At 74.5% G+C, this 15,787-nt stretch carries 12 protein-coding genes; 2 read left to right on the top strand and 10 right to left on the bottom strand.

The features are described from left to right. Nucleotides 1–7: 7 nt before the first annotated feature. On the bottom strand, nt 8–1,129 hold the full coding sequence (proB, locus tag ACTWP5_RS12260; RefSeq protein ID WP_443220892.1) for a glutamate 5-kinase: 1,122 nt from the start codon (nt 1,127–1,129) through the stop codon (nt 8–10). 312 nt (nt 1,130–1,441) lie between these two features. Here proB and ACTWP5_RS12255 point away from each other — a divergent pair, with 312 nt between their 5' ends. Next, complete coding sequence (locus tag ACTWP5_RS12255; protein ID WP_443220891.1) at nt 1,442–3,508, top strand: hypothetical protein; 2,067 nt, start codon at nt 1,442–1,444, stop codon at nt 3,506–3,508. Nucleotides 3,509–3,788: 280 nt separating this feature from the next. Here the strand turns inward: ACTWP5_RS12255 and ACTWP5_RS12250 are convergent, their stop codons facing one another. The 8 genes from ACTWP5_RS12250 to ACTWP5_RS12215 all read right to left on the bottom strand — a co-directional run bounded on the left by ACTWP5_RS12250 (nt 3,789) and on the right by ACTWP5_RS12215 (nt 13,336). Further along, nucleotides 3,789–4,463, bottom strand: a complete 675-nt coding sequence (locus tag ACTWP5_RS12250) for an alpha/beta hydrolase family protein (RefSeq protein WP_443220917.1) — start codon at nt 4,461–4,463, stop codon at nt 3,789–3,791. A 148-nt stretch (nt 4,464–4,611) separates the two neighbouring features. After that, entirely contained in the window at nt 4,612–6,069 is a 1,458-nt protein-coding gene (gene obgE, locus ACTWP5_RS12245) for a GTPase ObgE (protein WP_443220890.1), read from the bottom strand. 79 nt (nt 6,070–6,148) lie between these two features. Next, a complete protein-coding gene (gene rpmA, locus ACTWP5_RS12240) occupies nt 6,149–6,409 on the bottom strand; it encodes a 50S ribosomal protein L27 (RefSeq protein WP_443220889.1) in 261 nt (86 codons plus the stop codon). Between the two features lie 22 nt (nt 6,410–6,431). Beyond that, nucleotides 6,432–6,755: a 50S ribosomal protein L21 gene (gene rplU, locus ACTWP5_RS12235; protein ID WP_443220888.1), complete on the bottom strand. Its 324-nt coding sequence runs from the start codon at nt 6,753–6,755 to the stop codon at nt 6,432–6,434. 238 nt (nt 6,756–6,993) lie between these two features. Further along, nucleotides 6,994–10,791 carry an Rne/Rng family ribonuclease gene (locus tag ACTWP5_RS12230; RefSeq protein ID WP_443220887.1) on the bottom strand — a complete coding sequence of 1,266 codons (3,798 nt, stop codon included), beginning with the start codon at nt 10,789–10,791 and terminating at the stop codon, nt 6,994–6,996. Nucleotides 10,792–10,992: 201 nt separating this feature from the next. After that, entirely contained in the window at nt 10,993–11,751 is a 759-nt protein-coding gene (locus tag ACTWP5_RS12225) for a TIGR03936 family radical SAM-associated protein (protein WP_443220886.1), read from the bottom strand. A gap of 114 nt (nt 11,752–11,865) precedes the next feature. Then, nucleotides 11,866–12,429 (bottom strand): GNAT family N-acetyltransferase, encoded by a 564-nt coding sequence (locus ACTWP5_RS12220; protein ID WP_443220885.1) that lies wholly within the window; start codon nt 12,427–12,429, stop codon nt 11,866–11,868. A gap of 70 nt (nt 12,430–12,499) precedes the next feature. Next, a complete protein-coding gene (locus tag ACTWP5_RS12215; RefSeq protein WP_443220884.1) occupies nt 12,500–13,336 on the bottom strand; it encodes an NAD(P)H-binding protein in 837 nt (278 codons plus the stop codon). Between the two features lie 71 nt (nt 13,337–13,407). Between ACTWP5_RS12215 and ACTWP5_RS12210 the strand changes: the two genes are divergently transcribed. Then, on the top strand, nt 13,408–13,869 hold the full coding sequence (locus ACTWP5_RS12210; RefSeq protein WP_443220883.1) for a winged helix-turn-helix transcriptional regulator: 462 nt from the start codon (nt 13,408–13,410) through the stop codon (nt 13,867–13,869). On the opposite strand, the gene ACTWP5_RS12205 is transcribed toward ACTWP5_RS12210, so the two are convergent. Then, entirely contained in the window at nt 13,856–15,784 is a 1,929-nt protein-coding gene (locus ACTWP5_RS12205) for a TIGR03960 family B12-binding radical SAM protein (RefSeq protein ID WP_443220882.1), read from the bottom strand. The two genes, ACTWP5_RS12210 and ACTWP5_RS12205, sit on opposite strands and share 14 nt — an antisense overlap. Nucleotides 15,785–15,787: the final 3 nt, after the last annotated feature.

Here is a 15,787-nt window from a genome sequence, read left to right as displayed (position 1 = left end):
GACCACCTCAGCGGTCCCTGACCAGCACGAGGTCGTCGCGGTGCACGACCTCCCGCTCGTAGGCGGGGCCGAGTTCGCGCGCCAGTTCGCGGGTGGAGCGGCCGATCAGGCGGGGGATCTCGCCGGCGTCGAAGTTGACCAGGCCCCGGGCGACGGCCCGGCCCGAGGCGTCCCGCAGCTCGATCGGGTCGCCGGCGATGAAGCTGCCCTCGACGCCGGTGATGCCGGCGGGCAGCAGCGAGGTGCGGCGCTCGGTGACGGCCCGCACCGCTCCGTCGTCGAGCGTGACGGCGCCGCGCGGCGTGGAGGCGTGCGCCAGCCACAGCAGCCGGCCGGCGGCGCGGCGCCCGGTGGCGCGGAAGTGGGTGCCGACGTCGGCCCCGGCCAGGGCCTCCCCGGCGCGGCTGGCGGAGGTGAGCACCACGGGGATGCCGGCCTCCGTGGCGATGGCGGCGGCCTCCACCTTGGTCACCATGCCCCCGGTGCCGACCCCGGCCCGGCCCGCGCGCCCGAGCTCGACGCCGGCCAGGTCCTCGGGGCCCGTGACCTCGGTGACGCGGGTGGCTCCCGGCCGGGCGGGGTCGCCGTCGTAGAGCGCGTCGACGTCGGAGAGGAGCACCAGCAGGTCGGCCCTGATCAGGTGCGCGACGAGGGCGGCGAGCCGGTCGTTGTCGCCGAAGCGGATCTCCTCGGTGGCGACGGTGTCGTTCTCGTTGACCACGGGCACCACGCCCATGGTGAGCAGCTGCTCCAGCGTCCGGTAGGCGTTGCGGTAGTGGGCGCGGCGGCTGGTGTCGTCCTCGGTGAGCAGCACCTGGCCGACGCGGCGGCCGTAGCGGGCGAACGACGCGGTGTAGCGGGCCAGCAGCAGGCCCTGGCCGACGCTGGCGGCGGCCTGCTGCCTGGCCAGGTCCCTGGGACGGCGGGCGAGGCCCAGCGGCGCCAGGCCCGCGGCGATGGCCCCGGAGGAGACGAGGACGATCTGCCGCTCCTCGTGTTTGACCAGCACGTCGACGAGGGCGTCGACCCGGTCGGCGTCCAGTCCCCCGGCCGCGGTGGTCAGCGAGGACGAGCCGATCTTGACGACGATCCTCCGGGCGTCGCGGACGTCCTGCCGTGCCGCTGTCACTGCGCTCCCTCGCCTGCTGTCGTGCTCCTCGCGCGCTCGCCGGCGCTCGTGGTGTCCTGGTGGTGTACCGGTGGTGGACCGGAGGGCCCGCCGTCGGTGACGGAGGGCTTCCGCGTCACCCCGTTCGCCTGGCGGGACCGCCGTCCGTAATCTATGCCAATGCGTCGCGCGGCCGCCCGGCGCCCGACCCCCACAACCACATCCCGGCCTCACCCCCACATCCCACCCGTCCCGACGACCCCACCCACATCCCCTCCACCGTTCACCCGACATTCACCCCTGACACCGGTCACCGTCACCGTCATCGGAGCCATGACTGTGCTAGCTGCTGGAGCGTCGCGCCGCCGCGTCGCCTACCTGATCTCCCTCGTCGCGCTGCTGGGCTGTTTCGTCGTACAGCTCCTCGGCGCACAGCTGCCGAACACCGGACTGCTGATCGCCGCCACGGCGTGCGGCCTCGCGCTCGACCTGGCGTTGCGGAAGTGGCACACCGCCCCGCTGAGCACGCTGGCGCGCCTGCGGTGCGACGAGATCGTCAGACAGCTGACGCGTGACCTGCTGACCGTCGCGGCCACGGTGCAGGTGGCCGACGTGGACGGCGCCGCCGGGGTGCTGCTCGTCGCCGGGCTGCTGGCCTGCTACGCCACGCACTTCGTGATCCGCGGGCTGGCCGTGCTGGTGCGGCGCACCCGCACCCTGCCGCTGTTGACCCGGAACATCGACACCTCCGCGCTGTCGCTCTCCGCGGCGCCGCCGCCGCTGGTCATAAAGTCGGGGCAGCGGATGCTGCTCTTCTCCGCGCCCGCCACGGCCGGCATGCTCACCACGGTCGCCACCGACCGCGCGGTGTGGGGGCTGGTGGGCGTCGGCGTCTCGCTCGCGCTCTTCCTGGGCGCCGCGGTCTACCTTGCGACGTGGCTGCTGCCCGGCAAGCGCCCGCCGAGCGAGGCCCGGGTGGAACAGTGGTTCGAGCGGTGGCTCGCCGAGTACCGCCCCGACGTCGGCCTGTACTTCTCGGGCGGCTCGACCACCGCCTACCAGGCGAACATGTGGCTCACGACCCTCGCGGCGCTGGAGGGCCGGCCCCTGATCGTGCTGCGCGAGCGCGGCATGATGCAGCTGATCGCGGCCACCGACGTGCCGATCGTGTGCCTGCCGAGGGTGGCCCACCTCATGATGCTGGAGCACTCGACGCTGAGCGTCCTCCTCCACCCGGCCAACGCGCCCAAGACCTCCCAGGTGCTGCGCATCCCGACGATCAAGCACGCCTTCACCAACCACGGCGAGAGCGACAAGCTTTCCAGCTGCAACCCCTACGCCAAGGTCTACGACGAGGTGTGGGTGGCGGGCCCCGCGGCGCGGCGGCGCTACGCGCTCGCGGACGTCGGCGTCGACGACAGGGACGTGGTGGAGGTCGGGCGGCCGCAGCTCGCGCCGATCCGCCCGGCCGCCGGGCCGCCCCCGGCCGAGGGACCCGTCACCGTCCTCTACGCCCCCACCTGGGAGGGCTGGACCAACGACCCGGGCAACACCTCGCTGATCCTCGCGGGCGAGAACATCGTGCGCGCCCTGCTGGCCGACCCCCGGGTGCGGCTGCTGTACAAGCCACACCCGATGACCGGCTCGGTGGACCCCCGGGCCGGAGCCGCGGACCGCGCCATCCGCGCCATCATCGCTGAAGCGAACGCGTCGGCGTCGCCCGCGGCCGGCGAGGGGACCGAGGCGGCCGAGCTCGCCGCCCGCGAGCGGCAGCTGGCACGGCGCACCGTCGAGCTGGACGAGCTGACGTCGACGGCGTTCCGCCGGTCCTCCGACGAGATGGAGCGCATGGGCCTCCAGGGCGCGCCCGAACCGGGCCGCGCCCAGGCGGTCGCGGCGGCGACCGAGGCGTGGCGGACGGCGTTCTGGGCGGCGCGGCCGGCCCGCGCCCACATGGTGCTCGACGGGCCCCGGCCGGACATCTACAGCTGCTTCAACCAGGCCGACCTGCTGATCTCGGACGTCTCCAGCGTCGTCTCCGACTTCCTGGCGAGCGCGAAGCCGTACGCCGTGGCCAACACCAGTGGGCTGCCGGAGGCGGAGTTCAGGGCCGCGAACCCGACGGTGCGGGCGGCGACGATCCTCACCCCCGACGCGACGGGCGTGTCGGCGCTGCTGGACGCGGTGGTGGACCCGGCGCTCGACCGGCTCGCCGACGAGCGCGCCGAGCTCAAGGAGTACCTGCTGGGGCCGGCCGAGCCGCCGTCGCTGGTCCGCTTCCGGGCGGCGACCCGGGCGCTGCGCGCCAAGGCCGAGGCCAGGGCGGCCCGCCAGACCGCCGGAGCGCCCGACGCCGCCGACACCGCCTCCCTCACCACCCGCGCGGGCGCGGCGCGCTGAAGGCTGTTCCGCAGTCCCTGGTGGGTCAGGGAGCGGCGTCCTGTGGCTTCTCCCCCACGCCGCTCCGCGGCGCGGGGTGCCCCCAGCAAGGCGGGGAGGGAGTCAGCCTCGCGGGCTGGCGACCGACGACAACGCGGCTGGGGGCACCGCCCGGACCCCGGAGGGGTCTGGGGGAGGACGTCGCAGGGCGTCGCGAGTCCGCCAGGGACTGCGGGACAGCCTTTGAACGCTGTCCCGGCCGGCCCTCGACGTGTGGGCCGGCCGGGGCGGGCGTCGGACGTCAGAGCTCCAGGCCCGTCAGCCACTCGGTGGCCGCCTCGGTGACGGCCGCCAGGGCGGCCTCCTGCGTGCTGGTGGCCGTCTTCGGCACGGCGAAGCCGTGGTCTGCGTCGGGGATCGCGGCCAGGCGGGTGCCCCTGGGGAACTCCTCCGGTACCCCGAACGGGTCGCGGGTGCCCTGGATCACGAGCAGCGGGAGCCCCGCGTCGCCCAGCTCCGCGGCGCGGGAGGCACCGCGCGAGCCGGCGCCGGCCGAGCCGGTGGCGCCCGTGGCGCGGCGGGGAGCGTGGAGCGGGAAGGCCAGGGCCAGCACGGCGCGGGCCCCGAGGTCGCGGGCGGTGCGGCAGGCCACCCGCGCGCCCGCGCTCCGGCCGCCCGCGACGACGGGCACGCCCGGGCGTTCCAGCGCCGGCCACAGGGCCGTCCACGCCGCGTCGAGCGTCTTGGGCGCGGGGGCGACGCGCTTGCCGGCGACGCGCCAGGGCTGCTCCACGAGGGCGACGGTGATCGCGTGGGCGGGCAGCGCGTCGGCGAGGGCCCGCAGGTCCCGCGCCTCGACGCCGCCGCCCGCGCCGTGCCCGAGGGCGAGGACGGCGCGCGGCCTCCCACCGCCGCGGCCGTGGGGGCGGGCGTGGTACCAGGTGACGCGGGCGTCGCCGCGCGGGGTGGCGACGATCTCGCTGCTCGTGCTGGTCTCGGCGCTCGTGCCGGCGTCGGCGCCGCCGCTTCGGGCGGTGCCGCTTCGGGCGGTGCCGGAGGTCCGTCGGGTCCCGTGGGTCGCTGTCACTCCTCCAGGGTGCCGCAGCCGGGCCCCCGGAGCCGACCTACTCCTCGAACGGGTCGAACGCGTCGTACTCGCGCTGCGCCGCGTCGTGGCGCTTGGCCTCCCGCTCGCGCCGACGCTGCACGGCCGGCCGCGTCTCGTTGAGCCGGTGGTCCTCGCCGCGCCGGCCGAGCATCTCCGCGCCGACGCTGACCGACGGCTCCCAGTCGAAGATCACGGCGTTGTCCTCGGGGCCGATGGCCACGCCGTCGCCCTCACGGGCACCGGCCTTCACCAGCGCCTCCTCGACGCCGAGGCGGGCGAGCCGGTCGGCGAGGTACCCCACGGCCTCGTCGTTGGAGAAGTCCGTCTGCCGCACCCAGCGCTCCGGCTTCTCGCCGCGGACCCGGAAGAGCGGCTCGCCGTCGCCCACGGCCTCGCGGCGCACCGTGAAGCCCTGGTCGTTGACGGCCTGCGGGCGGATGACGATGCGGGTGGGGGCCTGCTCGGGGCGGGCGGCACGCGCCTGGGCGACGATCTCGGCCAGGGCGTACGACAGCTCCTTCAGGCCCTTGCGGGAGACCGCGGACACCTCGAAGACCCGCAGGCCGCGCGCGGCGAGCTCGGGTCGCACGATGTCGGCGAGGTCCTGGCCCTCGGGGATGTCGGTCTTGTTGAGCGCGACGAGCCGGGGCCGGTCCGCCAGGCCGCCGTACTGCGACAGCTCAGCCTCGATGGCGTCGAGATCGGAGAGCGGGTCCCGGTCGGACTCCAGTGTGGCGCAGTCCAGCACGTGCACCAGGACGGCGCACCGCTCCACGTGTCGCAGGAACGTGAGGCCCAGGCCCTTGCCCTGGCTGGCGCCGGGGATGAGGCCCGGCACGTCGGCGACCGTGTAGACGGTGGAGCCGGCCGAGACCACGCCGAGGTTCGGGACGAGGGTGGTGAACGGGTAGTCGGCGATCTTGGGGCGGGCGGCGGAGAGGACGGAGATGAGGGAGGACTTGCCGGCGCTCGGGTACCCGATCAGGCCGACGTCGGCGACGCTCTTCAGCTCCAGCACCAGGTCCCGGCTCTCGCCCGGCTCGCCGAGGAGGGCGAAGCCGGGGGCCTTCCTGCGGGCCGACGCCAGGGCCGCGTTGCCCAGGCCGCCGCGTCCGCCCTGGCCGGCGACGAAGGTGGTGCCCTGGCCGACCAGGTCGGCCAGGACGGTGCCGCGGCGGTCCATCACCACGGTGCCGTCGGGCACCGGCAGCACCAGGTCCGCCCCGTCGGCGCCGGTGCGGTTGCCGCCGGCGCCGGGGCGGCCGTTGGTGGCGCGCCGGTGGGGGCTGTGGTGGTACTCCAGCAACGTGGTGACGTCGCGGTCGACGACCAGCACGACGTCGCCGCCGCGCCCGCCGTCCCCGCCGTCGGGGCCGCCGAGCGGCTTGAACTTCTCGCGGTGCACGGAGGCGCAGCCGTGGCCTCCGTTGCCCGCGGCGACGTGCAACTCGACGCGGTCCACGAAGGTGGTCATGGGCTTCGCCTTCCTGATCAGTCAGGGCGGGCCGCCTCCCCACCCGGGAAGGCGGCCCGCCCTGGTCCTCCGTACGGTCCTACTCGGCGGCGGCCGGAACCACGTTCACGACCTTGCGGTCGCGGAAGCGGCCGAACTGCACCGTGCCCGCGCGGAGCGCGAACAGGGTGTCGTCACCGCCGCGGCCCACGCCGTTGCCCGGGTGGAAGTGGGTGCCGCGCTGCCGGACGATGATCTCGCCCGCGTTCACCAGCTGGCCGCCGAAACGCTTCACGCCCAGGTACTGGGGGTTGGAGTCGCGCCCGTTCCGAGTGGACGAGGCGCCCTTCTTGTGTGCCATGTCGAAGCAGTCCTCACGTGTCTTACTTGGCGGCGGGGGCGGGGATCTCGGTGACCTTCAGCTGGGTGTGCAGCTGGCGGTGACCCATCCGCCGACGGTAACCCGTCTTGTTCTTGAACTTCTGGATCCGGATCTTCTCGCCCTTGTGGTGGTCGAGGACCTCGGCCCTGACCTTCACGCCGGCCAGCACCCACGGGTCGCTGGTGACGGTGTCACCGTCCACGACGAGCAGGGTCGAGAGCTCGACGGTGTCGCCGACCTCGCTCTTGGCCATCCGGTCAACCTCAATGACGTCACCGACAGCGACCTTCTGCTGACGGCCGCCGGTGCGCACGATCGCGTACACGCGGAACTCTCCCTCGCTCGCTACGAAGCCCCAGACGCCAGCCGGGCCCGGCCCGTGAGGACGGCCCGGCCTCTCCCTCGCGGGGAGGCACGATGCTCGGGGGCTGGCGTGCTTCCCGTGCCCAGGGCACACGCACGCCGACGGTCAACAATACGGAGGCGCCGAGAAGCCGGTCAAATTGACGACCGGCCCCTCGACCGAGCCGGCCGCCCCCACAGGGCGGCCGGTCCTCCGGCTCCTACTCCTCGGCCGACGCGGACACGCTGGGCGCCGGCTGCTGCTCCGCGGCCGCCGTCGCCTTCGTGGCCTTCTTCGCCGTGGCGCTCTTCTTGGCGGTCTTCTTCGCGGCCGTCTTCTTGGCGGCCTTCTTCGCCGCCGTCTTCTTGGCCGGCGCCTTGGTCGCGGCTGCCTTCTTGGTGCTCTTCTTCGCCGCCGCCTTCGTGGTGGGTGCCGGCGCGACCACCGTCACGACGGCCTCCTCGGCGGCAGCGGCTCCCTCGGGCGGGCCCGCGGGGGCGGAGACGCGGCGGCGCCGCGGCGGCGCGGGCGGCGCCTCGGGAGCGGCCTGAAGGGCCTGTGCCTCGGCGGACACGGCCTCGGGCGCCGGAGTCTCCTCCGCCTGCCCGGCCTCCCCGGCCTGCCCTGCCTGCGTGGTCTCGCCGGCCTCCTGGGCGGCGGGCTGCTGCTCCTCGCCGGCGGGGATCACCAGCACCGCGGCCTCCTCGGCCGCCTTCGGCGAGCCGGCCGGGGCGCTGGCCTTGCGGCTGCCGCGCCGACGCCGCGCGGGCGTCGTCGTCTCCCGCGCCTCCTGGACCTCCTGGGCCTCCTGGGGCTCAGCCGCCTCCTGCACCGGCTCGACGGCGGGCTGGACCGCTGCCTCGGGCTCGGGCCGCGCCGGCGGCGCTGCCTCGGGCTCGACGTCGGCCGTCGGCGTGGCGACCGCGCGGGTGACCCGCCGGCGCCGCCGCGGGCGGGCCTCGGCTTCCGGCTCGGGCTCGGCTTCGGCCGCGGGCTCGGGCACCGCCTCCGGCACGGGCTCCGCGACCGGCTCGGGTGCGGGTGCCGCCTCCGGCTCGATCACGACGGGCTGCGCCGGCTCGACCACGGCGGGCCGCTCCTCGGCCTGCGCGGCCTTCCCCTTCTTCCGCGCGCGCTTCCCGCCCCCGCCGCCGGCAGCCGCGCCGCCGGTGAGGTGCGTGTGGTCCATGTGCACGATCACGCCGCGCCCGTTGCAGTGGACGCACGGCTCGGAGAAGGACTCCAGCAGCCCCTGGCCGACCCGCTTGCGGGTCATCTGCACCAGGCCCAGCGAGGTGACCTCGGCCACCTGGTGCTTGGTGCGGTCCCGGCCCAGGCACTCCAGCAGCCGCCGCAGCACCAGCTCCCGGTTGGACTCCAGCACCATGTCGATGAAGTCGATCACGATGATGCCGCCGAGGTCCCGCAGCCGCAGCTGGCGGACGATCTCCTCGGCCGCCTCCAGGTTGTTGCGGGTGACCGTCTCCTCCAGGTTCCCGCCCTGGCCGGTGAAGCGGCCGGTGTTCACGTCGATGACGATCATCGCCTCGGTCCGGTCGATCACCAGCGAGCCACCGCTCGGCAGCCACACCTTGCGGTCCAGCGCCTTCATCAACTGCTCGTCGATCCGGTAGGTGGCGAAGACGTCGACCTCGGAGGTCCACTTCTCCAGCCGCTCCGCCAGGTCGGGCGCCACGTGGTCGACGTATCCGTGGATGGTCTGCCAGGCCTCGTCACCGCTCACGATGACCTTGGAGAAGTCCTCGTTGAAGATGTCGCGCACGACACGGACGGTCATGTCCGGCTCGCCGTACAGCAGGGCGGGGGCGTTACCCTTCTTCGCCTTCCGCTGGATCTCCTCCCACTGGGCGCGCAGGCGCTCGACGTCGCGGGTCAGCTCCTCCTCGCTCGCGCCCTCCGCGGCGGTGCGCACGATGACGCCCGCGTCGTCGGGAACGATCTGCTTGAGGATCTGCTTCAGCCGGGCCCGCTCGGTGTCGGGCAGCTTGCGGCTGATGCCCGTCATCGAACCCTCGGGGACGTACACCAGGTACCGGCCGGGAAGGGAGATCTGGCTGGTCAGGCGGGCGCCCTTGTGGCCGATGGGGTCCTTGGTGACCTGGACGAGCACCGGCTGGCCCGACTTCAGGGCGGTCTCGATGCGGCGCGGGCCGCTGCCGAGGCCGAGGGCCTCGAAGTTGACCTCGCCCGCGTAGAGCACGGCGTTGCGGCCCTTGCCGACGTCGACGAAGGCCGCCTCCATCGAGGGCAGGACGTTCTGCACCTTGCCGAGGTAGACGTTGCCCACGTAGGAGGTGGACTGCTCGCGGTTGACGAAGTGCTCGACGAGGACGCCGTCCTCCAGCACGCCGATCTGGGTGCGCTCGCCGCTCTGGCGGACCACCATGACCCGCTCGACGGACTCGCGGCGCGCCAGGAACTCGGCCTCGGTGATGATCGGCACGCGGCGACGGCCCTGCTCGCGGCCCTCGCGGCGGCGCTGCTTCTTCGCCTCCAGACGGGTGGAGCCCTTGATGGACTGCACGCCGTCCGAGCTCTCCGTCGACTCGTCGCGGTCGCGGTCGCGGTCCCGCTTCCGGCGCGGCTCGCGCACCTTGACGACCGTGCGCTCCGGGTCGTCGGGGCCGGTGCCCGCCTCGGGCGCGTCGCCGCTGCGGCGACGACGGCGGCGACGCCGCCGGGAGGAGCCGGTGGCGCCCGCCGCCGCGGCGGCCGCCTCCACCGCCTCCGCCGCGTCGGTGTCGCTCTCCTCGGCGGTGGCGCGCTCGGACTCGGCGGGCTCGCCGTCCTCGTCCGCCTCCTCGTCGCCGTCGGCCTCGCTCTCGCCCTGACCGACGGCCTCGGCGGCCTTCTCCGCGGTCTCGCCGCGGCGGCGGCGCCGGCCGCCCCTGCGGCGGCGCCTGGAGGAGCGCTCGGAGGTCTGCTGCTCGTCGTCGGCCTGCTCGTCCGACTCCTGGTCGAGGTCGGCGCCGTCGGTCTCCCGCTCGCCGCCGTCCTCGTCCGCCTCGTCGTTCTCGTCGGCCTCGTCGTAGCCCTGGAGCTCGTCGAGGTCGTCCTCGGTCTCCTCGTCGGCGAAGCTGGCCTCGGCCGCGGCGCGCTCCGGGGTCTGGAACATGGGCGCCTGGAAGACCGGCGCCTGGAAGACGACGGTGGGCGCGACGGGCGGGGGCGTGGCCACGACCGGTGCCGTCGGCTCGGCCGGAGCCGGCGAGGGCGACTCGTCCGGCGTCACCTCGGCGGCCACGACCTGCCGGACGGCGGGCGTCGGCTCGGGCGCCGGCTCGGGCGTGGCCTCCGGCTCGGCCGTGGCGCGGCTCACGCGCCGCCGCCGGCGCGTCGGCTTGGCCTCCTCGGCGGGTGCCGCGGGTGCCTCGGCCGCCGGCTCGGCGGGCGCGGGCTCCGGCTCGGCGGGCACGTCGGGCTCGGGGGCGGCCGCCGCCGCGGCCTCGGCGGCGGGTGTGGACGCTGCGCGCGTAGCCCTGCGGCGGCGGCGCGGGGGCTCGGGCTCCGCCGGCTGCTCGTTCGGCTGCTCGTTCGCCTCGACGGCCTGGGCCGCCTCCGGCTGGCTCGGCTCGGCCGGGGCCGGCTCCACCAGCTCGGTCGGGGCCTCGGCCGCGGGCGCGGCCACCTCCCGCGTCACCCGACGACGCCGACGGGCGGGCGCGGGCTCCGGGTCGGCGGGCGGCGGGTCGGCGGGCGACGCCACGGCCGCCACCGCCGCCGCGAGCGCCTCCTTGCCGGACTCGTGGCCGGACTCCTGGCCGGGCTCGTGGCTCGGCTCGTAGCTGGAGATGTCCGGCGTCGTCTCGGCGCCGGCAGCGGCCGCGCCGACCGCGACCGGCGGGCCCGCCGCGCGGCGGGCCGACCGACGACGGCGCGGGGGAAGGGTGTCGCTGGGGGTGTCGTGCGGGATCGTGGTCGGCGTCCCGCTCATGATGTCGTTGCGTGTGGTGTTGTCGCCGTCCGCTGTCGCGGACGACTGGTTGGGCTCGTGCATGCGGGCGGTTCTCCCGTCACGCTCCCGGGTGCCTCGCCTGCGACGGCGGGCGCCGCTCGGGAGCTGTTCGTGTCACTCACCGGTTCCGGACCCCCGTGGTCCGGCTTCGGCGAAAGTCTTCTGGTCGGCGCGCCGACCGGAACGGCCGGACCCGAGTGGCTCTGGGGCACCGGGCGGTTCGGTGGCGCAGCAACGGCATCGCTAGACGGCGATCTCCGGCACCGCCGCGGTCCGCTGGGCAGCGTCGCGGTCAGGCGCGAACGGGTCGGTCACCGTGCCGGTCTCCTCATCGAGCGGCCCCTGCGCCAGCCTGGTCACCGCTGCGGGGACCGGCGGCGCCAGGTCGGCCGTAGCGCGGAGGCCGGACAGGACGTCGTCGGGTCGCACGGCAGGTGTGAGATGCCGTACTACCAGGCGCAGTATCGCACAGGAGCGCGGGGCAGGCCCATCGGACCCGCCCGTCGTGGCCGGCTCGACGGTGAGTCGTACCACAGCGGCCCTGGCGTCGAAGGCGCGCATCCCCTTCTTCGTCTGCCGCCGCACCTCCACGGACTCGGCGGCGAGGAAGGCGGTGACGGCCCGCTGGGCCGCCTCCGGCTCCACGCCGTCCAGCCGCAGCTGCCAGCAGGATGCCTGCAGCTGCGCCGCGAAGTCCGTGGTGCGGGCCTCGACCGCGTCGACGATGTCGATGCCGTCCGGCAGCGACTCGTCGAGCCGGGCACGCAGCTCGGCGGGGTCACGCGGCGCGCTCAGGGCGAGCTCCAGGTACTCGGCCTCGCTGGCGGCCCCGGTCGGGGCGGCGCCGGCATAGGAGACCTTGGGGTGGGGGGTGAATCCCGCGGAGTACGCCATCGGCACCTCGGCCCGCCGCAGCGCCCGCTCCAGGGCGCGCTGCACGTCACGGTGGCTGGTGAACCGCAGGCGGCCACGCCTGGCGTAACGCAGGCGGATGCGCTGCACCGCCGGCGCGGGCGGTGGGCCTACGGGCTGTCGCTTGCCCAGTGTCTTCGTCCCTCGTACGGATGGTCTCGGACGTCCCCGGTCCGTCGGGCGGACCGTTGCTCTGCCTCCAGGTTACGTGGGTCCCGTCGGGATCCAGTACCTCAGCTTCACTCCGCGCTGGTCCTCGTAGACACCACCGCAGGCCTCGATGACCTTGCGGGAGGCGACGTTGTCGACGTCACAGGTGAGCAGCACGGGGTCGAGGCCGAGCCGGTACGCGAGGGGAAGGGCGGCGCGCAGCATGGCCGTGGCGTGGCCACGGCGGCGGGCGGAGGGACGCACGTCGTAGCCGATGAGGCCGCCGTGGTCCAGCAGGCGCGGGGTGAGGCGGTGGCGGATGTTCAGCCGCCCGAGGTAGGTCGCGGACGCGCCGTCCTCGCCGTGGTCGACCCACCACAGGATCGTGGTCGGGACGAAGCCCGCGGGGCGCTCGGTGTCCTCGCGGGCGTCCGCCCGGCACCGCTCGACGTACGTGGCGAAGACCGCCGGGTCCTGCCAGCTGTCGCCGTAGCGCCGCATGTCGTGGCCCTGCATGGAGTCGTCCCCCGGGCCGCCGCGGCCCTCGGCCTCGTACTCCTTCACCGCCTGGAGGAACGAGGCGTGTACGGCGGTGGTGGGCTCGACCAGCTCGGGCATCCCCCCATTATCGGCCACGCCGCACGGCGGCGCTCAGCCGGTACGTCGCCCACGGTGACCGACGCCCTCCTCACCTCCCGTGTGCCGCGTCGACCGTGGCCCGGTGCGCGTCGAGGTACACGTCGAGCGCCGGTCGCGGCTCGCGCCCCAGAAGCGCGGGCAGCGCGTTCTCACCGATCCCGCCGCCGTCCAGGAAGCCTCCGGCGATCGCCGAGTACGTGCCGAGCAGCATCGGCACCTGGAACGGCAGCGCCTCGCCGGCCAGGATGACCGCCTCGCGGGTCGCGGCGAGCGAGCCCGGCTCGTACCGGCCCGCGATCGCCGCCGCGAGCTCGGCGCCCGACAGGGCCCGCTCGCCGACGAGCTCGTACGTCCGCCCCGCGTGCCGCTCGGGCGCGGCCACCACGCGCGCCGCCACGGCGGCGAGGTCCCCGCGGGCGACCGCCGCCAGGGAGCCCTGCCCCAGCGGGGCCGTGATCGTGCCGTCGGGGGTGGGCGCGGCGATGGCGGCGAGGAACTCGGCGTAGAGCCCGTTGCGCAGCACCGTCCACGCGAGCCCGGCGCGGGCCAGGCGGCGTTCGGTCCAGCGATGGGCGAGCGCGTAGGGCAGGTGGTCGCCGTCGCCGCTGAGGCTCGTGTACACGACGTGCGCGACGCCGGCGCGCTCGGCCGCCGCGATCGCCGCCTCGTGCCGTGCGACGACGACGTCGTCCTCGGCGTATCCGGCGGAGATGAGCAGCAGCGTGTCGACGCCCGTGAGGTCGAGGGAGGACGGGTCGTCGAAGTCAACGCGCCGCTCGGCCGGGGAACGGGGCGCGCGCGTGCCCAGCACGACGTCCTCACGGCCGGCCAGTTCGGCCGCGACGAGCTGTCCGAGCGCCCCACCGGCACCGCTGACGAGAATCATGGAAACACCCTCCGAGAACTGTGTGTTCACATCCTCGGGAGCGGAAGCGGTCCGCGTAAGGAGGCACTCTGATGTCAGCAGGGCACACCGCCGTAACCACCCCGGCGCGGGGCACGCCCGTGGTCGACTGCTCGACCCCGCGCGAGGAGTGCGCGGTCCGCGACGTGCTGGACCGGCTCGGCGACCGGTGGTCGGTGTACGTGATCGTCGAACTCTCCGCCGGGCTACGGCGCTTCAAGGAGCTGCAACGCGCCATCCCCGGCGACATCTCGCAGCGCATGCTCACCCTCACCGTCCGCCGCCTGGAGCGCGACGGCCTGGTCAGGCGGACCGTGTACCCGACCGTGCCGCCCCGGGTCGAGTACGAGCTGACGGAGACGGGCCACAGCTTCACCCACCTGGTGAGGGCGCTGGCGGACTGGTCGACCGCTCACCGGCCGGCCATCGCCGCCGCCCGCGAGGCCTGGGACGCCGCCGCCGACGACGCGCGGCGGCACCCCGACCCACCCGGGCGGGGCGCTAGGACTTCCTGACCGCCAAGGGCAGCAGCTTCCTGCCCGTCGGGCCGATCTGGATCTCCGTGTCCATCGCCGGGCACACGCCGCAGTCGAAGCACGGGTTCCACCGGCAGTCCTCGACCTCCTGCTCGTCGAGGGCGTCCTGCCAGTCCTCCCACAGCCAGTCCTTGTCGAGGCCGGAGTCGAGGTGGTCCCAGGGGAGCACCTCCTCGTGGCCGCGCTCGCGCGTGGTGTACCAGTCGACGTCGACGCCGTGGGCCGCGAGGGCGTGCTCGGCGCACTCCATCCACTGCTTGTAGGAGAAGAACTCCCGCCACCCGTCGAAGCGGCCGCCCGCCTCGTACACCGCGCGGACCACGTCGCCGACGCGCCGGTCACCGCGCGAGAGCAGGCCCTCGACGATGCCGGGCTTGCCGTCGTGGTACCGGAAGCCGATGGATCGGCCGTACCGCCTGTCGGCGCGGATCGCGTCGCGGAGCTTCTCCAGGCGGGCGTCGGTCTCCTCCGCCGACAGCTGCGGCGCCCACTGGAACGGGGTGTGCGGCTTGGGAACGAAGCCGCCGATGGAGACCGTGCAGCGGATGTCGTTGGAGCCGGTGACCTCGCGGCCCTTGGCGATGACCTTCGTGGCCATCTCGGCGATCTGGAGGACGTCCTCGTCGGTCTCGGTCGGCAGGCCGCACATGAAGTACAGCTTCACCTGACGCCATCCGTTGCCGTAGGCGGTGGCGACGGTGCGGATCAGGTCCTCCTCGGAGACCATCTTGTTGATCACCTTGCGGATGCGCTCGCTGCCGCCCTCGGGGGCGAAGGTGAGGCCGGAGCGGCGTCCGTTGCGGGTGAGCTCGTTGGCCAGGTCGACGTTGAAGGCGTCGACCCGGGTGGAGGGCAGGGAGAGGCCGACCTTGTCGTCCTCGTACCGGTCGGCGAGGCCCCGGGCCACTTCGGCGATCTCGCTGTGGTCGGCGGAGGAGAGGGACAGCAGGCCCACCTCCTCGAAGCCGGTGGCCTTCAGCCCCTGCTCGACCATCTCGCCGATGCCGGTGATGGAGCGCTCCCTGACCGGGCGGGTGATCATGCCGGCCTGGCAGAAGCGGCAGCCGCGGGTGCAGCCGCGGAAGATCTCCACGGACATCCGCTCGTGGACGCTCTCGGCGAGCGGGACGAGCGGCTTCTTCGGGTACGGCCACTCGTCGAGGTCCATGACGGTGTGCTTGGCCACCCGCCACGGGACGCCCGAGCGGTTCGGGACGACGCGGGAGATCCGGCCGTCCGGCAGGTACTCGACGTCGTAGAACCCCGGCACGTAGACCCCGCCGGTGCGCGCGAGACGCAGCAGCAGCTCCTCGCGGCCCCCGGGGCGGCCCTCCTGCTTCCAGACGCGGATCAGCTCGGTGATCTCCAGCACCGCCTGCTCGCCGTCGCCGATGACGGCGCAGTCGACGAAGGCGGCGATGGGCTCGGGGTTGAACGCCGCGTGGCCGCCGGCGATGACCAGCGGGTGCTCCTCGGTGCGGTCGGCGGCGGCGAGGGGGATGCCGGCCAGGTCGAGCGCGGCGAGGAGGTTGGTGTACCCGAGCTCGGTGGAGAACGACACGCCGAGCACATCGAACGCGCCGACGGGCCGGTGGGCGTCCACGGTGAACTGTGGGACGCCGTGCTCACGCATCAGGCGCTCCATGTCGGGCCAGACGCTGTAGGTCCGCTCGGCCAGCACGCCCTCGCGCTCGTTGAGCACCTCGTAGAGGATCATGACGCCCTGGTTGGGCAGGCCGACCTCGTAGGCGTCGGGGTACATCAACGCCCAGCGGACGTCGCAGGCGTCCCAGTCCTTGACGGTGGAGTTCAGCTCACCGCCGACGTACTGGATCGGCTTCTGGACGTGCGGGAGGAGGGCCTCCAGGCGCGGGAAGACCGATTCGACAGGCATGAG

The sequence above is a fragment of the Streptomyces sp. 4N509B genome (genome assembly GCF_052245655.1).
Lineage (GTDB): Bacteria > Actinomycetota > Actinomycetes > Streptomycetales > Streptomycetaceae > Streptomyces.
This window is presented reverse-complemented; position numbering and strand designations above follow the sequence as displayed.